This is a genomic window from Streptomyces sp. NPDC051664, from assembly GCF_044453545.1.
In the GTDB taxonomy this organism is placed as follows: Bacteria; Actinomycetota; Actinomycetes; order Streptomycetales; family Streptomycetaceae; genus Streptomyces.
The window spans coordinates 137,513-159,776 of the sequence record NZ_JBITCU010000002.1 but is presented as its reverse complement, the minus strand read 5'-3'; the positions used below and the strand labels follow the sequence as shown (position 1 = coordinate 159,776).

23 protein-coding genes are annotated in these 22,264 nt (G+C 70.5%); 17 read left to right on the top strand and 6 right to left on the bottom strand.

Annotated elements, in window-relative coordinates; translation table 11 throughout:
* Positions 1-61 precede the first annotated feature (61 nt).
* From ACIA8E_RS04020 to ACIA8E_RS04010, 3 genes are all read left to right on the top strand, one after another.
* Positions 62-973 (top strand): CoA transferase subunit A, encoded by a 912-nt coding sequence (locus tag ACIA8E_RS04020; RefSeq protein ID WP_399295040.1) that lies wholly within the window; start codon positions 62-64, stop codon positions 971-973.
* A 26-nt stretch (positions 974-999) separates the two neighbouring features.
* Positions 1,000-1,761 carry a CoA-transferase subunit beta gene (locus tag ACIA8E_RS04015; protein ID WP_399294178.1) on the top strand — a complete coding sequence of 254 codons (762 nt, stop codon included), beginning with the start codon at positions 1,000-1,002 and terminating at the stop codon, positions 1,759-1,761.
* Between the two features lie 75 nt (positions 1,762-1,836).
* Positions 1,837-3,381 (top strand): 3-hydroxyacyl-CoA dehydrogenase, encoded by a 1,545-nt coding sequence (locus ACIA8E_RS04010; RefSeq protein WP_399294175.1) that lies wholly within the window; start codon positions 1,837-1,839, stop codon positions 3,379-3,381.
* Positions 3,382-3,635: 254 nt separating this feature from the next.
* On the opposite strand, the gene ACIA8E_RS04005 is transcribed toward ACIA8E_RS04010, so the two are convergent.
* Positions 3,636-3,887: a hypothetical protein gene (locus ACIA8E_RS04005; RefSeq protein WP_399294172.1), complete on the bottom strand. Its 252-nt coding sequence runs from the start codon at positions 3,885-3,887 to the stop codon at positions 3,636-3,638.
* A 25-nt stretch (positions 3,888-3,912) separates the two neighbouring features.
* Between ACIA8E_RS04005 and ACIA8E_RS04000 the strand changes: the two genes are divergently transcribed.
* Positions 3,913-4,359 (top strand): VOC family protein, encoded by a 447-nt coding sequence (locus tag ACIA8E_RS04000; RefSeq protein WP_399294169.1) that lies wholly within the window; start codon positions 3,913-3,915, stop codon positions 4,357-4,359.
* Here ACIA8E_RS04000 and ACIA8E_RS03995 read toward each other — a convergent pair.
* A complete protein-coding gene (locus ACIA8E_RS03995) occupies positions 4,296-5,039 on the bottom strand; it encodes a helix-turn-helix domain-containing protein (protein WP_399294166.1) in 744 nt (247 codons plus the stop codon). The genes ACIA8E_RS04000 and ACIA8E_RS03995 overlap by 64 nt on opposite strands.
* Positions 5,040-5,109: 70 nt before the next feature.
* Complete coding sequence (locus ACIA8E_RS03990) at positions 5,110-6,291, bottom strand: YihY/virulence factor BrkB family protein (protein ID WP_399294163.1); 1,182 nt, start codon at positions 6,289-6,291, stop codon at positions 5,110-5,112.
* Between the two features lie 17 nt (positions 6,292-6,308).
* Here ACIA8E_RS03990 and ACIA8E_RS03985 point away from each other — a divergent pair, with 17 nt between their 5' ends.
* The 13 genes from ACIA8E_RS03985 (at position 6,309) to ACIA8E_RS03925 (ending at position 19,820) form a co-directional block, all read left to right on the top strand.
* Positions 6,309-7,946 (top strand): acyl-CoA dehydrogenase family protein, encoded by a 1,638-nt coding sequence (locus tag ACIA8E_RS03985; protein ID WP_399294160.1) that lies wholly within the window; start codon positions 6,309-6,311, stop codon positions 7,944-7,946.
* A gap of 244 nt (positions 7,947-8,190) precedes the next feature.
* On the top strand, positions 8,191-9,471 hold the full coding sequence (locus tag ACIA8E_RS03980; protein ID WP_399294157.1) for a GAF domain-containing protein: 1,281 nt from the start codon (positions 8,191-8,193) through the stop codon (positions 9,469-9,471).
* Between the two features lie 142 nt (positions 9,472-9,613).
* Positions 9,614-10,204, top strand: a complete 591-nt coding sequence (locus ACIA8E_RS03975; protein ID WP_399294154.1) for a GNAT family N-acetyltransferase — start codon at positions 9,614-9,616, stop codon at positions 10,202-10,204.
* Between the two features lie 350 nt (positions 10,205-10,554).
* Positions 10,555-12,252, top strand: coding sequence for a nitrite/sulfite reductase (locus ACIA8E_RS03970; RefSeq protein WP_399294151.1), 1,698 nt, complete (start codon positions 10,555-10,557; stop codon positions 12,250-12,252).
* Positions 12,249-12,428: a hypothetical protein gene (locus ACIA8E_RS03965; protein ID WP_267000524.1), complete on the top strand. Its 180-nt coding sequence runs from the start codon at positions 12,249-12,251 to the stop codon at positions 12,426-12,428. Before ACIA8E_RS03970 ends, ACIA8E_RS03965 begins: the two co-directional genes overlap by 4 nt.
* Positions 12,425-13,126, top strand: coding sequence for a phosphoadenylyl-sulfate reductase (locus tag ACIA8E_RS03960; protein ID WP_399294148.1), 702 nt, complete (start codon positions 12,425-12,427; stop codon positions 13,124-13,126). The genes ACIA8E_RS03965 and ACIA8E_RS03960 overlap by 4 nt, the downstream gene beginning before the upstream one ends.
* On the top strand, positions 13,126-13,695 hold the full coding sequence (cysC, locus tag ACIA8E_RS03955; protein WP_399294145.1) for an adenylyl-sulfate kinase: 570 nt from the start codon (positions 13,126-13,128) through the stop codon (positions 13,693-13,695). Before ACIA8E_RS03960 ends, cysC begins: the two co-directional genes overlap by 1 nt.
* A complete protein-coding gene (gene cysD / locus ACIA8E_RS03950; RefSeq protein WP_093775719.1) occupies positions 13,692-14,627 on the top strand; it encodes a sulfate adenylyltransferase subunit CysD in 936 nt (311 codons plus the stop codon). The genes cysC and cysD overlap by 4 nt, the downstream gene beginning before the upstream one ends.
* On the top strand, positions 14,628-15,962 hold the full coding sequence (locus ACIA8E_RS03945) for a sulfate adenylyltransferase subunit 1 (RefSeq protein ID WP_399294141.1): 1,335 nt from the start codon (positions 14,628-14,630) through the stop codon (positions 15,960-15,962).
* A 244-nt stretch (positions 15,963-16,206) separates the two neighbouring features.
* Positions 16,207-17,322 carry an ABC transporter substrate-binding protein gene (locus tag ACIA8E_RS03940; RefSeq protein ID WP_399294139.1) on the top strand — a complete coding sequence of 372 codons (1,116 nt, stop codon included), beginning with the start codon at positions 16,207-16,209 and terminating at the stop codon, positions 17,320-17,322.
* Positions 17,323-17,360: 38 nt separating this feature from the next.
* Entirely contained in the window at positions 17,361-18,152 is a 792-nt protein-coding gene (locus ACIA8E_RS03935) for an ABC transporter ATP-binding protein (protein ID WP_030974941.1), read from the top strand.
* Positions 18,139-19,047 carry an ABC transporter permease gene (locus ACIA8E_RS03930; protein ID WP_399294135.1) on the top strand — a complete coding sequence of 303 codons (909 nt, stop codon included), beginning with the start codon at positions 18,139-18,141 and terminating at the stop codon, positions 19,045-19,047. The genes ACIA8E_RS03935 and ACIA8E_RS03930 overlap by 14 nt, the downstream gene beginning before the upstream one ends.
* Positions 19,048-19,055: 8 nt before the next feature.
* Complete coding sequence (locus ACIA8E_RS03925) at positions 19,056-19,820, top strand: sirohydrochlorin chelatase (protein ID WP_399294132.1); 765 nt, start codon at positions 19,056-19,058, stop codon at positions 19,818-19,820.
* A 36-nt stretch (positions 19,821-19,856) separates the two neighbouring features.
* On the opposite strand, the gene ACIA8E_RS03920 is transcribed toward ACIA8E_RS03925, so the two are convergent.
* From ACIA8E_RS03920 to ACIA8E_RS03910, 3 genes are all read right to left on the bottom strand, one after another.
* On the bottom strand, positions 19,857-20,489 hold the full coding sequence (locus ACIA8E_RS03920; RefSeq protein WP_399294129.1) for a DsbA family protein: 633 nt from the start codon (positions 20,487-20,489) through the stop codon (positions 19,857-19,859).
* Between the two features lie 68 nt (positions 20,490-20,557).
* Positions 20,558-21,142 (bottom strand): TIGR03086 family metal-binding protein, encoded by a 585-nt coding sequence (locus ACIA8E_RS03915; RefSeq protein ID WP_399294126.1) that lies wholly within the window; start codon positions 21,140-21,142, stop codon positions 20,558-20,560.
* Between the two features lie 70 nt (positions 21,143-21,212).
* Positions 21,213-22,214, bottom strand: coding sequence for a ketopantoate reductase family protein (locus tag ACIA8E_RS03910; protein ID WP_399294123.1), 1,002 nt, complete (start codon positions 22,212-22,214; stop codon positions 21,213-21,215).
* Positions 22,215-22,264: the final 50 nt, after the last annotated feature.

Below are 22,264 nucleotides of genomic sequence, written 5' to 3'. Positions count from 1 at the left end.
GCGCACGCACACGCAGAGGAGCACCGTGGCCACAACGGACAGGGCGGACAAGACGCTGTCGATGAGGGAGGCCATCGCCTCCTTCGTCCACGACGGCGACACCGTCTGCCTCGAAGGTTTCACCCATCTCATCCCGACCGCCGCGGGCCACGAGATCATCCGCCAGGGCCGCCGCGACCTCACCGTCGTCCGGATGACCGCCGACATCGTCGTCGACCAGATGATCGCCGCGGGGTGCGTCTCACGGCTGGTCTCCTCCTTCGTCGGCAACTCCTCGGCCGGTTCGCTGGGCGAGCTGCGGCGGCGCGTCGAGACCGGCGATCCGGCGCCGCTCGTCTTCGAGGAGTACAGCCACTACGGCATGATCTGCCGCTATCTCGCCGGCTCCCAGCGGCTGCCGTTCTATCCGCTGCGCTCGTACGGCGGCAGCGATCTGCCGTCCGTCAACAGCGATCTGCGGAAGGTCACTTCGCCCTACCCGGGCCCGGACGGCGGATCCGAGCAGATCTATGTGGTGCCGCCCGTCAACCCGGATGTCACGATCATCCACGCACAGCGGGCCGACCGCCGCGGCAACACCCAGATATGGGGCCTGACCGGCATCCAGGCGGAGGCCGTGTACGCGGCGGACAAGGCGATCGTCGTCGTGGAGGAGATAGTCGACGACGAGGTGATCCGCTCGGACCCGAACCGTACGCTCGTCCCGGCCCATGCGGTCGACGCCGTCGTCGCCTGCCCACGCGGCGCGCACCCCTCGTTCGCACAGGGGTACTACGACCGGGACAACGCCTTCTACCGGGCCTGGTCGCAGATCAGCAAGGATCCGCAGCGGCTGCAGGAGTGGCTGGACGAGTGGGTGCGCGGGACGGCCGACCACTCCCAGTACGTCGACAGGCTCGGCGACGAGTTCTGGGCGGGTCTGGCGGTCGGCGCGGCGCTCAGCGAACCGGTGAACTACGGGCGGCGACTGTGAGTACGGGACACGAGAAGGAGCAGGGCATGACCACCGTCACCTCGTCGGAGCTGCTCTCCGTCGTCGCCTCGCGCGAACTGGTCGCGCGCCGCACCGTGTTCGCCGGCATCGGCCTGCCGACCCTCGCCACGGAACTGGCCCGTCTGACGGTCGCTCCGGACATCGAGGTCGTGTACGAGTCCGGGGTCTGCGGCGCGCACCCCTCCCAGCTGCCGGAGACCATCGCCGACGCCGTCCTCATCACGGGCGCCGAGGCGGTCCTCTCCATGCCGGCGCTCTTCGGCTGTGTACTGCAGGGCGGCCATATCGACGTCGGGTTCCTGGGGGCCGCGCAGATCGACCGCCACGGCAATCTCAACACCTCCGTGATCGGCGACTGGGACAGCCCGACGGTCCGGCTGCCCGGCTCCGGCGGCGGCGTCGAGGTGATGGCCAACTCCCGTGAGGTGTTCGTGGTGATGCGCCGTCACACCCCGCGCTCCTTCACTGCGGCCCTCGACTTCTGCACCACGCCCGGACCGGACCGGGCGCTCGCCGAGGGCATCCGGCCGCTGGGCATCGGCGTCACCCGGGTCATCACCGAACTGGGCATCCTGGCCCGCGCGGGTATCGGCGAGGAGCTGCGGCTGGTCGCCGTCCAGCCGGGTGTCACGGTCGAACAGGTACGGGCGGCCACGGGCTGGGACCTGTCCGTCGCCGACACGGTGGAGACCGTACCGCCGCCCACCGCCGAGGAGCTGCGGCTGCTGCGTGAGGACGTCGACCCCGAACGCGTCTATCTTCGCTGAGACGACTGCGCGTCAATCTTCGCTGAGACAGACGACTGCACCCGCTCACCCGCACCCGAGAGGACCCCAACTGCCATGCGTATCAGGATCGTCGGCGCCGGAGCCATGGGCCGTGGCATCGCCCAGTGGGCCGCGACCGCCGGACACACCGTCGAGCTGTGCGACGTACGGACCGAGGCGGTGACCGCGGCCCTCGGCTTCGTACGGTCCATGCTCGACCGTGCCGTACAGAAGGGCCGACTGTCCGCCGAGGACTGCGCCGCCACCCTGGAACGGCTCGTTCCGCTCGATGATCCGTGGGCGGACGGGCCGGACGTCGAGCTGGTCATCGAGGCGGTGCGGGAGGACCTCGGCACCAAGGCGGAGGTCTTCGGCCGGCTGGAGCAGGCACTGCCCGCCTCGGCCGTGTTCGCGACCAACACCTCCTCCCTGTCGGTCACCCGGATCGCCGCGACGCTGAAGGACCCGACCCGCCTGGCCGGGCTGCACTTCTTCAACCCGGTGCCGCTGATGAAGATCGTCGAGATCGTGCCGGGCGCGGCCACCCGCCCGGAGATCCCACCGGCCCTCACCACGCTCGTCGAAGGCTGCGGGCACCGGGCGGTGACGATCGCCGACACCCCCGGCTTCCTCGTCAACCACGCCGGTCGCGGTCTGGTGACCGAGGCGCTCGCACTGCTGGAGGAGTCGGTCGCCGACCCGGCAGGCATCGACCGGATCGCGCGTGACGTGCTCGGCCTGCGGATGGGCCCGTTCGAGCTGATGGACCTCACCGGTCTGGATGTGACGGCCGCGGTCATCGACTCGATCTGGGAGGGCTTCCGGTACGCGGACCGCCTCCGCCCCTCGTACCTCACCCCGAACCGGGTAGCCGCGGGGCTGCACGGCCGCAAGACCGGGCACGGCTGGTTCGCGTACGCCTCCGACGCGCCCGCCGCCGCTCCGGAGCCGCCCGTCACCGGCGATGCGGACCGGCCGGTGTACGTCGTCGGGGACACGGCGGACGCCGACGCGGCCGCGCTGCGAGAGGCGCTGGCCGCGGCGGGCGCCACCGTCGAGACCGGCGCCGAGCCGTCCGCCGACGCCCTGGTGCTGGTCCCGGTCTGGGGCACGACCGTGGCCGCCGCGGTCGCCGCGTACCGGCTGCCCGCCGGCCGCACCTTCGGAGTGGACCCGCTCGCTCCGGCCGGCCGCCGCCGGGTACTCGCCGTGACGGCGGCGGCGGACCCGGCTGCCGCACGGGACGCCCGCGCGGTGCTGGCCCGGGCGGCGGAGGACGACGGCGAGGCGTACGCGGTTTCGGTGGTACGGGACACGGCGGGTTCGGTCGCGCAGCGGCTGCTGGCCTCGATCGTGTCCGTCGCCGCGTCGATCGCCGAACGCTCCCTCGCCACCCCGGCCGACATCGATCTGGCCGTCACGACCGGTCTCGGCTACCCGGTGGGGCCGCTGGCCTGGGGCGACCGGATCGGCGCGGACCGGATGCTGGAACTGCACCGGGCACTGCACGCGACGACCGGCGACCCGCGCTACCGCCCGGCCCGCTGGATCACCGAGCGCGCCCAACTGGGCCTGGCGCTGACGGACCCGGGGACTTCCCCGGGCGACTGCCTGGGCTGAGGGCTGTCCCGTTCGGATCGGGCCGAGTGGGCCCGATCCGAACGGTCCAGGGTCTTTCGTTCGGATCGGGCTGGATCAGGGAGCGGCTGATGTCACCGTGGTGCGTGCAGCCGCAAGGCGGAGGAAGGAGTCCACGCGGAGCGAATGGGGTCTCCCCTGCTCGAGCGAAGCCGAGAGCTCGGGGAAGACCGACGACAACGCGGCAGATGCGCGTGCCGGACCCCGCGAGCCCAGCCTGATCCAGACGAGAGGCCCTAAAGGTCGGCGCCGAGTTCGTCGAGGCGATACAAGGCGGCGCTCACCCGCGCCGGGTCGTGGAAGTACGGGTCGTCGGGCACGGGCGGGGAACTCGCCGGTGCCCAGCCCCGCCCCCGTGCCCAGGTCGCGTCGTCGACGTCGAGCACTGCCCGGAAGACGTCCCCCGCCCCGGCGGGCAGGAACATCCACACTGGCAGCAGATCGACCGCGGGATCGCCGACGGCCAGTGTGCCGAAGTCGATTTTCACGGGCCCACCCACGCCGGTTCAGCGCATGACCGATTCGTACAAGACCCGCCGCGCGGCCGCGCTCTACGTTCGGACCATGACTCCACGACTCGACGCGATCGGCATCACCACCGCGGATCTGGCCGCATCGCTCGCCTTCTACCGCCGGCTCGGGCTCGACATCCCCGCCGGAGCGGACTCCGCACCCCATGTCGAAGTGACCCTGCCGAACGGACAGCGCATCCTGTGGGACACCGAGGACGTCATCCGCTCCTTCGACCCCGGGTGGGCCGGTTCGCAAGGAGGTGACCGGGTCGGGCTCGCGTTCGTCTGCGACAGCCCGGCGGAGGTGGACGCGGTGTACGACGACCTGACCGGCGCCGGGTACCAGGGCCATCTGAAGCCATGGGACGCCGTGTGGGGGCAGCGTTACGCGGTGGTCCTCGACCCGGACGGCTGCGCGGTGTCGCTCTTCGCCAGCGCCTCGCAGTAGGCGGTCAGGGTCGTACCGGCCAGTTCGCGCATCTCCCGCGCGAGGTGCGCCTGGTCGGTGCAGCCCGCCGCGAGCGCCGCGTCGGCGTACGGCATGCCGGTCCGTACGAGTCCCAGTGCGCGCTGCAGTCGCAGGACCCTGGCCAAGGTCTTGGGCCCGTAGCCGAAGGCCGCCAGCGATCGGCGGTGCAACTGCCGGGCGCCGAGACCGGCCGTGTGCGCGGTGGCGACGACCGACCGCCCCTGCGCGAGCTGCCCGGCGACGGACCGCATCAGCGGGTCCGGCGGCCCGGTGGCGGCCGCCCGCCGCAGCGCCAGGGACTCCAGTGCGGCAGCGGGGTCGTCGGCGTCGGCGATGCGCTCGGTGAGTATGCGCACCTGGGCGCCCGGCCACAGATCGGCGAGGTCGACCCGCAGGTCACGCAGTTCGTGCGCCGGTACGCCGAGGAGGGCCGGGGCGGTGCCGGGGGCGAACCTGATGCCGGTGAACCGGCCGCCGGTCCCTTCGGCGGGTTCGTACGCATGGGTGTCGGGCCCGGCGACGATCAGCCGGCCGTCGATCCAGAGCAGGTCCATGCAGCCGTCGGGCAGCACGGGCCGGACGGGCCCCTGCGGCACGTCCCGCGTCCAGACGATCGCCCCGTCGAAGCGGGACTCCCGCTCTGCGTAGCTTTCACCCATACCTCACACGCTAAGGGCTGTCCCGGCAACCGAGTCGGTTTCCCGGTCGACCGGCGCGACACCTGCGGCACTACGGCCGCGGCTTCGGGGGCCTCTTCCCCTCCCGCTCCGCGTCCTTGGACATCTTGTCGCCTCTCGGCTGTCGCAGCCTGGACCTCACATCGTCCGGCGGCAGGAACCTCGACCACCGCTCAGGGAACTCGGACGGCATATAGGGGGTGTCGCCTTCGTCGATGTCGTCCCAGTCCGCCTCGGCGTTCTCCGCCTGCGCCCGCGCCAGGAGCTCCGCGGCCTGGGCCGCCCGTACCCGGTCGTTGGCCGCACGCGCCGCCGCCGTCGCCAGCGAGGGCCACACACGGTCGATGGCGGCGTTGACCGCCGCCCCCACCAGCACCGCGAACGCCGAGATGCCGATCCACAGCAACACGGCGATCGGGGCGGCGAGCGAGCCGTAGATCGTCGGCCCCTCGACCGTGCTGGTCAGATAGATCCGCAGCAGGAAGCTCCCGACCACCCACATCACGAACGCCACGAGCGCACCCGGCACGTCCTCGATCCACGGCGAACGGACCGGCACGGACACGTGGTAGAGCGTCGTCAGGAACGCGATCGACAGCAGGATCACCAGGGGCCAGTAGAAGACGCTTATGACCTCCGTGCCCCACGGGATGAACTCCACGACCCGGTCGGGGCCGACCACGAGCAGCGGCAGCACGACCGCGCCGAGCAGCAGCGCCACGATGTACAGCAGGAACGAGAGCAGCCGTGTCTTGACGATGCCGCGCTGGCCGTCGAGGCCGTACATCACGGTGATGGTGTCGATGAAGACGTTCACCGCGCGGGACCCCGACCAGAGCGCGATCGCGAAGCCGATGGAGATGACATCGGGGCGCGCACCGGTCGTGACGTCCGCCAGGAGCGGTTTGGCGAAGTCGTTGACGCCCCGCTCGGACAGGACCGTCTGCGCCGCGTTGAGGATGTTGCTCTCGATGGACGCGACCGTGGTGGTGTTCGTCCACTCATCGACGTAACCGAGCAGTCCGATCAGTCCGAGGAGCAGCGGCGGAAGCGACAACAGGGTGAAGAACGCCGCCTCGGCCGCGAGCCCCAGAATGCGGTACTCCATGCACGAATTGACGGTGTCCTTGAGCAACTGCCAGACCATCTGCCGCTTGGATACGTTGCGGTAGAGGACTCGGGCCCGGTGGAGCCGCCCGGGTGGCCGCTCGGGTGTTTCATTTGCTGCCTGCACGTCCTTACCGTATCGGCATGGCAGCCACCACCCACACAGTGTCCAACCAGGTCCCGCCCCTGGTCGACTACGACGTCTTCGCCGCCGACCGCGCGCTCACCGAGGCCGTCGAGCGGCACCTCGCACCCGAGCTGCTCGCCGGTGCACGCGACGAGCTCGGCGAGCTGGGCCGGTCCGCCGGGTCCGCTCAGGTCCAGCGGTGGGGTGCGCAGGCGAACGAGTACCCGCCGAAACTGCGTACCCATGACCGGTACGGGCATCGCATCGACGAAGTGGACTTCCATCCGGCCTGGCACCGGCTGCTGGGGCACGCGGTCACCGCCGGGCTGACCGATGCCTGGGGCCGGCCGGGCGGTCATGTGCGGCGCGCCGCCGGGTTCCTGGTGTGGACGCAACCCGAGGGCGGGCACGGCTGCCCGCTGTCGATGACGCACGCGGCGGTGCCCGCGCTGCGGACCGATCCGGTGCTGGCCGCCGAGTGGGAGCCACGCCTGACGTCGTGGGTGTACGAAGAGGGGCTGCGGCCCCCCGCGCAGAAGACCGGCGTGCTCTTCGGAATGGGCATGACGGAGAAGCAGGGCGGCTCCGACGTGCGGGCCAACACGACGCGGGCCGAGCCGCTGTCGGCCGACGGCGAGTATCTGCTGACCGGGCACAAGTGGTTCTGTTCGGCGCCGATGTCCGACGGCTTCCTGGTTCTGGCGCAGGCGCCCGGCGGGCTGACGTGCTTCCTGCTGCCCCGGGTGCTGCCGGACGGCACCCGCAACGCGTTCGCGATCCAGCGCCTCAAGGACAAACTGGGCAACCGGTCCAACGCGTCGAGCGAGGTCGAGTTCGACGGGACGTGGGCACGCCGGGTCGGTGACGAGGGGCGCGGGGTGCGCACCATCATCGAGATGGTCGCCGCGACCCGGCTGGACTGTGTCCTCGGCTCGGCGGCGCTGATGCGGCAGGCGGTGGCGCAGGCGATCCACCACAGCACGTACCGCAGCGCGTTCGGCGGGGTGCTGATCGAGAAGCCGCTGATGCGCAATGTGCTGGCCGATCTGGCGCTGGAGTCGGAGGCGGCGACGGTGCTGGCGCTGCGGCTGGCCGCCGCGTACGACGCCGATACGGAGACGGAGCGGGCCTTCCTGCGGATCGCGGTGCCGACGGCGAAGTACTGGGTGACGAAGCGGTGCACACCGCTGGCCGGCGAGGCGCTGGAGTGTCTGGGCGGCAATGGTTACGTCGAGGAGTCCGGGATGCCGCGGCTGCTGCGCGAGGCTCCGCTCAACTCGATCTGGGAGGGCTCGGGGAACGTACAGGCGCTGGACGTGCTGCGGGCGCTGCAGCGCGAGCCGCAGGCGCTGAACGCGTTCCTGCAGGAGGTCGGCAGGGCGCGCGGCGCGGATCACCGGCTGGACGGGGCCATCAAGGACATGCTGACCGAGCTGGCCGATCTGAACGGGATCGAAGCGCGGGCCCGGCGGCTCGTCGAGCGGATGGCACTGGTGCTGCAGGGTTCGCTGCTGGTGCGCTGGGCGCCGCCGGAGGTGTCCGACGCGTTCTGTGCGTCACGGCTGGGCGGGGACTGGGGTTCGGCGTTCGGGACGCTGCCGCACAGTCTGGACCTGGCCTCGATCGTGGAGCGGGCCCGTCCGGTCGCGCCCTGAGGTGGAACAGCGACGAAGGGTGGTGCTGCGCCGACACGGCACCACCCTTCATGCTGTGCACACCGAACAGCGGGGCACAGGCTCCGCCGCGCGGTATCAGGCCACTCTCGTACGTATGGACACGCGACCGCCAGAGTTGCAAAGGGTTGCAACGAGTGTGTGGAGTGCGCAGTATCGGGAACCCCACAACGGCAGGATGGAAGCGGCGGGCCGTGGACGGCTCCGGCAGCTGGGGGGTTCGACGGTGGAGACAAGTCAGGTCGAGGTGACACGGCTGGCCGCCCTGGGTTCGGACCGGGCCACGCGCTTACTCCACAAGGCCCGGGAGGCGAGGCTCGCCGGCGACCGCCCGCCCGTCGCACCACGGGCCGAGATCGGCGCCTCCTGGGATCGGGTGCTGCGCAGCGGCATCGACCCCGAGCAGTCCACCCAGAGCGTGCTGCTGGAGACGGACGAGATCGAGCACCGGCGCCGCAGTTCCGCGCTGGGTGAGGTGATGCCGCTGCTCAGCGACGGTCTGGTCTCCATCGCCGACACCGCGCAGCAGATCATGGTCGTCACCGATACCGAGGGCCGGGTGCTGTGGCGGCAGGGAAACCCGGGGGTGCTGCGCCGGGCCGACGGCATCTGTCTGGAGGAGGGTGCGTCCTGGGCCGAGACGATCACGGGCACGAACGCGATCGGTACGGCGCTCGCTTCGCGCGCCCCGGTCCAGGTCCACTCGTCGGAGCACTTCGTCCGCAGTCTGCACTCCTGGACGTGTGCGGCGAACCCGGTCCGTGACCCGCGCGACGGCCGGCTGATCGGCATCGTCGACATCAGTGGCCCCGCGACCACGTTCCATCCGATGACGCTGGCACTGGTCGGTTCGGTGGCCCGGCTCGCCGAGAACGAGATCCGGACCCGGCATCTGGTCGCGGTCGACCGGCTGCGGTCGGTTGCGGCCCCGCTCCTCGCCCGGCTGGGCGGCCGGGCCCTGGCGGTGGACCCGCACGGCTGGCTGGCCGCCGTCACCGGAATGCCGCCGGTCGACCGGCTGCCGCTGCCGAAGTCACTGCAGGCCGGCCGGGTGTGGCTGCCGTCGCTCGGTATGTGCCGGGTGGAGCCGCTGCCCGGCGGCTGGCTGGTGCAGGTGACGGACGAACCGTCGGATGCGCCGCCGCGCCGGGTGGTCCTCGATCTCAGTCGGCCGCCCGGCCTCACGGTCACGGTGACGGGCCCGGTCGGCTCGTCGACCCAGCGGCTCTCGCCTCGCCATGCCGAGCTGCTGTACGCGCTGGCGCTGCACCCCGAGGGGCGTACGGCGTCGGAGCTGGCGGAGGACATCTTCGGCGATGCGACCCGGACGGTGACGGTGCGGGCGGAGATCTCACGGCTGCGACGCCATCTGGCCGAGGTGCTGGCGCACCGGCCGTACCGCTTCGGTGAGGGCGTCGCGGTGGAGGTGATCCATCCGGAACACCCGGGCGATCTGCTGCCGCGGTCGACGGCGCCGGTGGTGGTCAGGGCCCGTACGACGGCGTGACCGGAGCCGGGTCGGCACCGGAGCCGGGCTGGCGGCGCGCGGTCGGCCGGGCGGTGACCGGAGCCGGGCCGTGATCGGAGTCGCAGTCCAGGCGGCGGGACAGGCTTTGGCCAGAGCTGTACAGCATGGTTCCCTGGCAGGCATGAGCAACCCTGAGCCCGCACCTTCCGCCGCCGAGGTGACCGTCTGGTCCCTGGAACAGACCTCCCCCGACGACCTGCGGGCCGCCGCGGCCCCCGAGGGTGACGTCCGGATCGTACGGTCGGCGGTGCCGCTGCCGGAGTTCAGCCGCTTCCTGTACACGGCGGTGGGCGGCGATGTCCAGTGGACCGACCGGCTCTCGATGACATACGCCGAGTGGCAGGAGGCCCTGGACCGGCCCGGGGCGGAGACCTGGGTGGCGTACGAGAACGGGACCCCGGCCGGCTACATCGAGCTGGACCCGCAGGACGACGGCGTGGTCGAGATCATGTACTTCGGCCTGATCCCGGCTTTCCGGGGGCGCCGGATCGGCGGTCACCTTCTCGCGTACGGGGCCGCGCGCGCCTGGGACCTGGCGGAGCGCTGGCCGGAGCGGCCGCCGACGAAGCGGGTATGGCTGCACACCTGCTCCAAGGACGGCCCGCACGCCATGGACAACTATCTGCGCCGCGGGTTCAGGCTCTTCGACACCGAGGTCGAGCTGGAGGCGGACGTGGCGACGCCGGGGCCATGGCCCGGCGCCGCGCGGTAGAGCGGCACGTTTCGGCCATTACCTCCATTACGGACGCCGTGACACAGGCGGGCGAGGTGACGGCGGCCACACCGTCTCATTTATCGGGACAGTCTCGTCCACATCCTGGATAGCGGTGGACTGTCCCGAGAGGCGCGTGACACGCTTCCGTCATGTCTGGAACTGGAATTGCCTTGGTGAGTCGACGCCACGTCGACTTCGGCCGCATGTCCAGCGCCATCTGTCCGGCGGGCTGAGAGTCCCAGCACCGCCGCGATCCCCCTTTCTCTGCAACGCCTGCGCACCGCCGCGCCTCAGCGCGAGTGTGCAGTTCAGAGCCGCCCTCCTGCAGTCCCGAAGGACGTACTGTCATGGCCGCTACCCCGGAACAGCCTGCGACCACCACGCCTCGCCGCAAGGCCGGACGCCACCGTGGCGAAGGCCAGTGGGCCGTGGGGCACCACACTCCACTCAACGGCAATGAGCAGTTCAAGAAGGACGACGACGGTCTCAATGTGCGGACACGCATTGAGACGATCTACTCCAAGCGGGGTTTCGACTCGATCGACCCGAACGACCTGCGTGGACGCATGCGTTGGTGGGGTCTGTACACCCAGCGCAAGCCCGGGATCGACGGCGGCAAGACTGCGGTCCTGGAGCCGGAGGAGCTGGACGACAAGTACTTCATGCTGCGGGTGCGGATCGACGGCGGCCGGCTGACCACTGCGCAGCTGCGGGTCATCGGCGAGATCTCGCAGGAGTACGCGCGCGGCACCGCGGACATCACCGACCGGCAGAACATCCAGCTGCACTGGATCCGCATCGAGGACGTCCCGGCGATCTGGGAGAAGCTGGAGGCCGTCGGGCTCTCCACCACCGAGGCGTGCGGCGACACCCCCCGGGTGATCATCGGTTCCCCGGTGGCGGGGATCGCCGCCGACGAGATCATCGACGGCACGCCCGCAGTCGACGAGATCCACGAGCGCTACATCGGCAGCAAGGAATTCTCCAACCTGCCGCGCAAGTTCAAGACCGCGATCTCCGGCTCGCCGGTGCAGGACGTGGTGCACGAGATCAACGACATCGCGTTCGTCGGTGTGGTCCACCCCGAGCACGGTCCCGGCTTCGACGTCTGGGTCGGTGGCGGACTCTCCACCAACCCGCGGCTCGCCGAGCGACTGGGCGCCTGGGTGCCCCTCGACGAGGTGCCGGACGTCTGGGCCGGAGTCATCGGGATCTTCCGCGACTACGGCTACCGCAGGCTGCGCACCCGCGCACGGCTGAAGTTCCTGATGGCCGACTGGGGCCCCGTGAAGTTCCGCCAGGTGCTGGAGGACGAATACCTGAAGCGCCCGCTGCTCGACGGCCCCGCCCCCGAGCAGCCGAGCAACCGCTGGCGCGACCACGTGGGTGTCCACGAGCAGCAGGACGGCCGTTTCTACGTCGGGTTCGCGCCCCGGGTCGGCCGCGTGGACGGCACCACGCTGGCCAAGATCGCCGACCTGGCGGCCGCGCACGGCTCGGACCGGCTGCGCACCACCGTCGAGCAGAAGATGCTCATCCTCGACGTGGAGCGGGACCAGGTGGACTCCCTGGTTGCCGGTCTCGAGGCGCTCGGCTTCCAGGTGAAGCCCTCGCCGTTCCGGCGCGGCACGATGGCCTGCACCGGCATCGAGTTCTGCAAGCTGGCGATCGTCGAGACGAAGGCGCGCGGCGCCTCGCTGATCGACGAACTGGAGCGCCGTCTGCCGGACTTCGACGAGCCGCTGACCATCAACGTCAACGGATGCCCCAACGCCTGCGCCCGTATCCAGACCGCGGACATCGGCCTCAAGGGCCAGCTCGTCCTGGACGCCGACGGCAACCAGGTCGAGGGCTTCCAGGTACACCTGGGCGGCGCACTGGGTCTGGAGGCCGGCTTCGGCCGCAAGGTCCGTGGCCTGAAGGTCACTTCGGCCGAGCTGCCGGACTATGTCGAGCGGGTGCTCGGCCGGTTCCAGAAGGAGCGCGAGGACGGCGAGCGGTTCGCGACATGGGCGGCGCGGGCCAGTGCGGAGTCGCTGTCATGAGCGGCCGCGCCGCACCGTTCTACTGCCCGTACTGCGGGGACGAGGACCTGCGCCCGCACGAGACCGGGCACGGGGCCTGGGAATGTGCTTCCTGCAACCGCGCGTTCCAGCTCAAGTTCCTGGGTCTGCTGACCCGGGGACTGCAGCGCAACGACGTTGAAGGGGACGGGACATGACGGACACTCTGACGACCGATGACCTCAAGAGCCTGGCCGAGCGCGCGGGCCGGGAGCTGGAGGACGCCTCCCCGCTGGAGATCCTGAAGTGGGCCGCCGACACCTTCGGCAAGCGGTTCTGCGTCACCTCCTCGATGGAGGACGCGGTCGTGGCGCACCTCGCCTCCCGCGCCTTCCCGGGCGTCGACGTGGTCTTCCTCGACACCGGCTACCACTTCGAGGAGACGATCGGGACCCGCGACGCGGTGGATGCCGTGATGGACGTCAATGTCATCACGCTGACCCCGCGTCGGAGCGTCGCCGAGCAGGACGCCGAGTACGGGCCGAAGCTGCACGACCGCGACCCCGACCTGTGCTGCAAGCTGCGGAAGGTCAAGCCCCTCGAGGAGGGCCTGACTTCGTACGCGGCCTGGGCGACCGGGCTGCGTCGCGACGAGTCCCCGACCCGGGCGAACACCCCAGTGGTCGGCTGGGACGAGAAGCGGCAGAAGGTCAAGATCTCGCCGATCGCCCGCTGGACGCAGGACGACGTGGACGCGTATGTCGCGGAGCACGGGGTCCTCACCAACCCGCTGCTGATGGACGGGTACGCCTCCGTGGGCTGCGCGCCCTGCACCCGCCGGGTGCTGGAGGGCGAGGACGCGCGCGCCGGCCGCTGGGCCGGACGGGGTAAGACCGAGTGCGGGCTGCACGGCTGATGACGACTGATCAGGAGACTTCGATGAGCGTGACGGAGACGGGAGCCACCATCTGGCTGACCGGTCTGCCGAGCGCGGGCAAGACCACCATCGCGTACGAACTGGCCGGCCGGCTGCGTGGCGAGGGCCACCGGGTGGAGGTGCTCGACGGCGACGAGATCCGGGAGTTCCTCTCCGCGGAGCTCGGCTTCTCCCGCGAGGACCGGCACACCAACGTCCAGCGGATCGGCTTCGTCGCCGAACTCCTGGCCGCCAACGGCGTGAAGGTGCTGGTTCCGGTCATCGCCCCGTACGCGGACAGCCGTGACGCCGTACGCAAGCGCCATCAGGCGGAGGACACCGCGTATCTGGAGGTGCATGTCGCGACTCCGGTCGAGGTGTGCTCCGTACGCGATGTGAAGGGCCTCTACGCCAAGCAGGCGGCGGGCGAGATCCGCGGGCTCACCGGGGTCGACGACCCGTACGAGGCGCCCGAGTCGCCGGACCTGCGGATCGAGTCGCACCAGCAGACCGTGCAGGAGTCCGCGGCGGAGCTGTATGCGCTGCTGAGCGAGAGGGGTGCAGCGTGACGACTGTCGCGACTGTGTCGGAAGGCACCGACAATCCGTACGCACTCAGCCACCTGGACTCCCTGGAGTCCGAGGCGGTGCACATCTTCCGTGAGGTGGCGGGGGAGTTCGAACGACCGGTGATCCTGTTCTCCGGTGGCAAGGACTCCATCCTGATGCTGCATCTGGCGCTCAAGGCGTTCGCGCCTGCGCCGGTGCCGTTCGCACTGCTGCATGTCGACACGGGACACAACTTCCCCGAGGTCCTGGAGTACCGCGACCGCACGGTCGCCGAGCACGGGCTGCGGCTGCATGTGGCCTCCGTGCAGGAGTACATCGACGCCGGGAAGCTCCGCGAGCGCCCCGACGGCACGCGCAACCCGCTGCAGACCGTGCCGCTGACCGAGGCGATCCAGCAGCACCGCTTCGACGCCGTGTTCGGCGGCGGCCGCCGCGACGAGGAGAAGGCGCGCGCCAAGGAGCGGGTCTTCTCGCTGCGCGACGAGTTCTCCCAGTGGGACCCGCGCCGCCAGCGCCCCGAGCTGTGGCAGCTGTACAACGGCCGGCATGCCCCCGGCGAGCACGTTCGGGTCTTCCCGATCTCCAACTGGACCGAGCTCGACGTCTGGCAGTACATCGAGCGCGAGGGCATCGAGCTCCCGGAGATCTACTTCGCCCACGAGCGGGAGGTCTTCAACCGCTCCGGGATGTGGCTGACCGCCGGTGACTGGGGCGGCCCCAAGGAGGGCGAGCGGGTCGAGACCCGGCAGGTGCGCTACCGCACCGTCGGCGACATGTCCTGCACCGGCGCCGTCGACTCCGACGCCACGACGCTCGACGCCGTGATCACCGAGATCGCCGCCTCCCGGCTCACCGAGCGGGGCGCGACACGCGCCGACGACAAAATGTCCGAGGCCGCGATGGAAGACCGCAAGCGCGAGGGGTACTTCTAGATGACCACCGTATCCGAGCAGTTGTCGACCACGACCCTGCTGCGGTTCGCCACCGCGGGGTCCGTCGACGACGGCAAGTCCACCCTCGTCGGACGCCTGCTGCACGACTCCAAGTCGGTCCTCACCGACCAGCTGGAGGCCGTCGAGCACGCCTCGCGCAACCGGGGCCAGGAAGCGCCGGACCTGGCGCTGCTGACCGACGGGCTGCGGGCCGAGCGCGAGCAGGGCATCACCATCGATGTCGCCTACCGCTACTTCGCCACGCCGCGCCGCCGGTTCATCCTGGCCGACACCCCGGGCCACGTGCAGTACACCCGGAACATGGTGACGGGTGCCTCGACCGCCGAGCTCGCCGTCGTCCTGGTCGACGCCCGCAACGGTGTCGTCGAGCAGACCCGCCGGCACGCCGCCGTCGCCGCGCTGCTGCGGGTGCCGCACGTGGTCCTCGCCGTCAACAAGATGGACCTGGTCGACTACGCGGAGCCCGTATTCGCCGCCATCGCCGAGGAGTTCACCGCGTACGCGGCCTCGCTCGGCGTCCCGGAGATCACCGCGATCCCGATCTCCGCGCTGGCCGGTGACAACGTCGTGGAGCCGTCCGCGCACATGGACTGGTACGGCGGTCCGACGGTGCTGGAGCACCTGGAGACGGTGCCGGTCAGCCACGACCTCACCGCCTGCCACGCACGCTTCCCCGTCCAGTACGTGATCCGGCCGCAGACCGCCGAGCACCCCGACTACCGGGGCTACGCGGGCCAGATCGCCGCCGGCGCGTTCCGCGTGGGCGAGACCGTCACCGTCCTTCCGTCCGGCCGTACGTCGACGATCGCCGGGATCGACGCGCTCGGCGAGAGCGTGGACATCGCCTGGGCGCCCCAGTCGGTGACCATCCGGCTGGCCGACGACATCGACGTCTCGCGCGGTGACCTGATCGCACCGGCCGATGACGCACCGGCAGTCACCCAGGACGTCGAGGCGACCGTCTGCCACGTGGCGGACCAGCCGCTCGCCGTCGGCCAGCGGGTACTGCTCAAGCACACCACCCGCACGGTCAAGGCGATCGTCAAGGACATCCCGTCCCGGCTGACGCTGGACGACCTCTCGCAGCACCCGGCGCCCGGCCGGCTCGTCGCCAACGACATCGGCCGGGTCGTCGTCCGTACCGCCGAACCGCTGGCGCTCGACGCCTACGCGGACTCGCGCCGCACCGGTTCGTTCCTGCTGATCGACCCGGCGGACGGGACCACGCTCACGGCCGGCATGGCGGGCGAGGCGTTCGCCGCCGCGGCCACGGGTGAGGAAACCGCCGCCGACGACGCCGAATGGGACTTCTGATGAGTATCGACGTCTTCGCGACATTCGCGAAGGAGGGTGGTCGCGTCGGCAGCGGCACCCTCGGCAGCGGCCAGGGCGGGGTTGCGCGATGTGCGCGATGACGTACGCGCACTGCCTGCGCGCCCGCTTGCACCAACCGCACCGCCTGTACCGCCAGTTCAGACGAAGACATGCCGACTTCCCGGCCACGTCCCCGTAACCGACGAGGGACGCGAGTACCGGGCCAACGAGAGGAAAGCCTCCCGTGCCTGCCACCCGTATCACCCTGCGCCGCAGCCTCGCCGCTGCCGCCGCTCTGCCGCTGCTCGCCGTGGCGCTCACCGCCTGCGGCTACGGCTCCGAGGCGAAGGACGACGACGCCAAGAAGGCGAACGTCTCCTCCGGCGGAAAGAAGCTCTCAGCGGACACCGTGAAGATCGGCTACTTCCCGAACCTCACGCACGCCACCGCCCTGGTCGGCATCCAGGAAGGCCTGATCGCCAAGGAGCTCGGCGGCACGACGGTCAAGCCGTCGACGTTCAACGCCGGGCCGTCCGAGATCGAGGCGCTCAACGCGGGGTCGATCGACATCGGCTTCATCGGCCCCTCCCCCGCCATCAACGGCTTCGCCAAGTCCAAGGGCAAGAGCCTGCGGATCATCGGCGGTTCGGCGTCCGGCGGTGTGAAGCTGGTCGTCAACCCCAAGAAGATCAAGACCCTCGACGACCTCAAGGGCAAGAAGATCGCCACCCCGCAGCTCGGCAACACCCAGGACGTGGCGTTCCTCAACTGGATCTCCGAGAAGGGCTGGAAGGTCGACGCCCAGAGCGGCAAGGGTGACGTCTCCGTTGTCCGTACGGACAACAAGGTGACCCCGGACGCCTACAAGGCGGGTTCCATCGACGGTGCCTGGGTCCCGGAGCCGACCGCCTCCAAGCTGGTCGCGCAGGGCGCCAAGGTGCTCCTCGACGAGTCGACTCTCTGGCCGGACAAGAAGTTCGTGATCACGAACATCATCGTGTCGCAGAAGTTCCTCAGCGAGCACCCGGACGTCGTCGAGGCGGTGCTGCGCGGTTCGGTCAACACCAACGCGTGGATCAACGCCAACCCGGACAAGGCGAAGGCCTCCGCCAACGCGGCGCTCAAGGAGCTGTCCGGCAAGGCGCTGCCGCCCGAGGTCATCGACCCGGCGTGGAAGTCCGTCCAGTTCACCGATGACCCGCTGGCCGCCACCCTCGACACGGAGGCCAAGCACGCGGTCAAGGCCGGTCTGCTGGAGCAGACGGACCTGAACGGCATCTACGACCTGAAGCCGCTGAACAAGATCCTCAAGGCCGCGGGCAAGCCCGAGGTCGCCGACGCCGGTCTCGGCGTCAAGTAACCCCCGACCGATCCAGGATCTCCCAGGAGGTGACGACCATGGCGACGACCACTCTCACCAAGGCCGAGGACCGTGTGTCGGCCGGGCACGCCGCCCGTATCGCGCACGTCTCGAAGTCCTTCGGCGGACCGGAGGGGACGCAGCTCGTCCTGGACGACATCACGCTCGATGTCGCTCCCGGCGAGTTCGTCACCCTTCTGGGAGCTTCCGGGTGCGGCAAATCGACGCTGCTCAACCTGGTGGCCGGACTCGACCGCCCGACCGCGGGGTCCATCGAGACCCCCGGCGGGCGGCCGGCCCTGATGTTCCAGGAGCACGCCCTCTTCCCGTGGCTGACTGCGGGCAAGAACATCGAACTCGCGCTGCGGCTGCGCGGCGTACCCAAGTCCGACCGCCGTGCGGAGGCGGAGCGGCTGCTCGAACTCGTACGGCTCGGCGGGGCGTACGGGAAGCGGGTGCACGAACTCTCGGGCGGCATGCGCCAGCGGGTGGCGATGGCCCGTGCGCTCGCCCAGGACAGTCAACTGCTGCTGATGGACGAGCCGTTCGCCGCACTCGACGCCATCACCCGGGACGTGCTGCACGACGAGCTGACCCGGATCTGGCGCGAGACGAACGTCTCGGTCCTCTTCGTCACGCACAACGTACGGGAGGCGGTCCGGCTCGCCGAGCGGGTCGTCCTGCTGTCGTCGCGGCCAGGCCGGATCGCCCGCGAGTGGACGGTCGACATCGACCAGCCGCGCCGCATCGAGGACACCGCGGTGGCGGAGCTGTCCGTCGAGATCACGGAACAACTGCGTGGGGAGATCCGCCGACATGGCCAGCACTGACACCACCACCACCGAGGACGCCGCCGTCAAGGACGCCGCCCAGGATCTGGCCGGCCTCGAGGCGGGTCTGGACGCACTCGACGCGGTGCGGGTGAGCCGCACCCCGGTGCGCCAGGTGCTGGTGCAGAAGGTCCTGCCGCCGGTCGCGGCCATCGCGCTCGTCCTGGTCGTCTGGCAGATCCTGATCTGGGCGAAGGTCACCGACGACTACAAGCTGCCGTCGCCCTCCCAGGTCTGGGACGAGGTGAGCGACGCCTGGGCGCAGGGCACCCTGCTCGACTACATCTGGACGAGCGTCTCGCGCGGCCTGTTCGGCTTCCTTCTGGCGCTTGTCATCGGCACTCCGCTCGGGCTGCTGGTGGCGCGCGTCAAGGTGGTGCGCGCGGCGATCGGACCGGTGCTCTCGGGTCTCCAGTCGCTGCCGTCGGTGGCCTGGGTGCCGCCCGCGGTCCTCTGGCTGGGGCTCAACGACAAGATGATGTACGCGGTGATCCTGCTGGGCGCCGTCCCGTCGATCGCCAACGGTCTCGTCGCCGGTGTCGACCAGATCCCGCCGCTTCATCTGCGGGCGGGGCAGACGCTGGGCGCCACCGGGCTGCGCGGTACCTGGCACATCGTGCTGCCCGCCTCGCTGCCGGGCTATCTGGCGGGGCTGAAGCAGGGCTGGGCGTTCTCCTGGCGCTCGCTGATGGCCGCCGAGATCATCGCCTCGTCGCCCGATCTGGGCGTGGGCCTGGGGCAGTTGCTGGAGCAGGGCCGGGAGACCAGCAGCATGTCGATGGTGTTCCTCGCCATCTTCCTGATCCTGATCGTCGGCATCGCCATCGACCTGCTGATCTTCAGCCCGCTGGAGCGGTGGGTGCTGCGCAGCCGCGGCCTCCTCGTCAAGAACTGAGTACTGTCATGGCTTCCCCCGTTCTCCTTGTCATCGCCCACGGCAGCCGCGATCCGCGGCACGCGGCGACCGTGCACGCGCTCACCGCGCGGGTCCGGTCGCTGCGGCCGGGCCTGCGGGTGGAGACCGGCTTCCTGGACTTCAACGCCCCGTCGGTGCCGCAGGTCCTTCAGCGGCTGGCCGCGGACGGAGCGAGGGACGTCATCGCGCTCCCCCTGCTCCTCACCCGGGCCTTCCACGCCAAGTCCGACATCCCGACGGTGCTGCACAAGGCCCGGACCGGACTGCCGCGGCTGCACATCCGACAGGCCGAAGTGCTCGGCCCGTCACCGCTGTTGAACTCCGCACTGGAACAGCGGCTGTACGCAGCCGGGATCCGTCCCGGTGACAGAAGCTCGACCGGGCTCGTCCTGGCCTCGGCGGGCTCCACAGACCCGGAGGCGATCGCAGTGATCGCTGAAATCGCGCGGGAGCTGCGGCACACCGGTTGGTGTTCCGTGCGGCCTGCGTTCGCCTCCGCGGCATCTCCCGCGGGGTTCTCCCGTACCGAGGACGCGGTACGGGCCCTGCGGGCCGAGGGCGTGCGCCGTGTGGCGGTGGCGCCGTACGTCATCGCGCCCGGCCGCCTCCCGGACCGTATCGCTGCGGGTGCCCGGGGGGCGGGGGCGGACGTGCTGGCCGACGTGCTCGGCCCGTCGCCGGAGTTGGCACGGCTGCTGCTGCGGCGCTACGACGAGGCGTGCGTGCCACGCGTGGCGGCGCTCACCGCCTGACCGGCAACAGCAAGTACCGGCGAGAGCAGGCGACTGTCAGCTGAAGTCGAGGCTGCCCGTGCGGGTGCGCTTGAGCTCGAAGAAGTCCGGGTAGCCCGCCATCACCCGGAGGCTGTCGAACAGCCTCGCCGCCTCCTCGCCACGCGGGGCGGAGTTGAGGACCGGGCCGAACCAGACGCCGCCGTCGACATGGATGGTGGGGGTGCCGACATAGGCGTCGGCCTCCGGGTCCTTGCCCGCGTCGTGGCTGCGGCGCAGCGCCTCGTCGTACGCCGTGGAGTGCGCGGCCCCGGCAAGTCCGTCGGGCAGCCCCACTTCGGCGAGCGCCTGGGCGACCACCTCGTCGAAGTCCGCGTTCTTCTGTACGTGGATACGGGTTCCCAAGGCGGTGTAGAGCTCCCGGAGCACACCGTCGCCGTGGTCGGCGGCCGCGGCGACCGCGACCCGCACCGGGCCGATCGACTTGTCGACCAGTTCCCGGTACCAGTCGGGGAGTTCATTGCCGACGTTGTGCAGGAAGAGGCTCATGACGTGGAAACGGAGCTCGATGTCGCGCTGCTGCTCCACCTCCAGCATCCAGCGGGAGGTGATCCAGGCGAACGGGCAGGCCGGGTCGAAGTAGAAGTCGACGGCGGTCCTGCCCGTAGCCGGGGTGCGGTGAGTGGTCATGCGTCGAGCCTATCCGGGAATTGGCGTACACCTCCGGGCCATTCCCCACTCGATCGGATGGGCCACTTTTAGACAGCGGTCCAGTGCGGGTCGCGTCCGCTGTGGGCCAGCGCCCGTTCGAACACCGGCGCCGAATCGGACACCGGGACCTCGTCGGCGAAACCGTCGTACTGCCGGTAGAGCGCCGCGGAACCGTCGACGACATCGAGGACGAAGGCTGCCGCCGCATCGGAGAGCCGGAACTCCTGCCCGGTTGCCCGGGCCACGTCCCAGCCGTGCAGGGCCGTCTCCTCGATGAGCATGGCGGCGATCTCGGACGCCGGGGACGTCGAACCCCCGAGGTCGATCTCCCCCTCCCAGACGGCCGGGTCCGACCAGGCCGCGACGGCGCGGTCCAGTTGCGCCGCGTACTTCTCCGCCCAGTCGGCATCCGCGGTGAAGTCACGGGTGGTGAGCTCGTCGGGAAGGTCCTTGCGCAGGGCGCGGTGCTCCAGTCCGTACGAGGTGTAGAGCACCCAGTGGTTGATCAACCCGCGCACCTCCCAGTCGCTGCAGGGCGTGGCGGAAGCGTCCAGTTGTTCGGCGCGGACGGCGCGGGCGATACGGGCCGACTCGGCGGCACATTCGGTCAGGTGAGCGTGCTCGTTCTTCATGCACAGCACGCTAGAGCGGCCGCCGCCACGGGTATTGAAGAAAAGCGACAGCGGCCGGGCCTTGGCCCGGTCAGGAGGCCGCGTCGATCAGTGCGGTGAGTTCGGCCACCGACATCGATCCGGGCTCCCGCCGCTCCCGCGCGAAGGCATTCGCGGTGCGCTGGAGTACGTCGTTGACCGGTGTGGGCACCCCGTGCTCCCGGCCGAGGAGCACGATCTCGCCGTTGAGATAGTCGGCCTCGATCGTGCCCGTTCCCCTGCTGAGGCTCTGCCAGGACGAACCGGCGCCGCGCGGGGAGCCGTCGAACGGCTCGAAGCGGATCCGGTCGCCGCGCGCCTTCGCCTGTTCCTCCTGGCCGACCGCTTCGATACCGGCGGCCGCCAGCACGGCCCGGCCCTCGGCGAGCGCCCGCTCGAACAGGGCGACGGCGTCGTCTCCGGTGAGCGGACCGGTGACGGCCTCGATCGCGTTGGCCAGATTGGAGAGCAGCTTGCCGTACTTCCAGCGCATCACGTCCGGCACGACCGGGGCGAGCAGCTTCGACTTCTCCAGGTCGGCGGCGATCAGCCGGGCCGTCTCGTCGGTCCCGGTGGGGTAGCGCCCCAGGTGCAGGATGCCGGTCAGCGGCGTTCCGGCCGCGGACACCTCGCCGGCTTCGACGAAGGTGGCGGGCAGCCAGACGCACATGCCGTACACACGCCGGAAGCGGCGCAGCGCGAGACGTTCGCTCTCCACACCGTTCTGGGCGCAGATCAGGGGCAGCCACTCGCCCGCGGTACCGCCGCCCGCCACCGGCCTGACGCTCCAGGCGTCGAGCGCGGCGGTGCTGTCCTGTGTCTTCACGGCGAGTACGAGTACGTCGTCCGCGGTCAGGTCCAGTGCGTCGGGGCGGTCGACGACAGGGAGGGGGTGGGTACGCGGGCCGTCCGGCGTGGTGAGCCGGAGACCGCCCGTGCGCAGCGCCTCGTACTGCGCGCCGCGCGCCACCAGGACGACGTCGTGGCCGGCCTCGGCCAGCCGCCCGCCTATGGCGCCGCCGACGGCGCCCGCTCCCACGATGATGTAGCGCATGTTGGCTCCGTCCGGTGCGGCCGTGTGACACATAGTGGCGTTCAGATCCT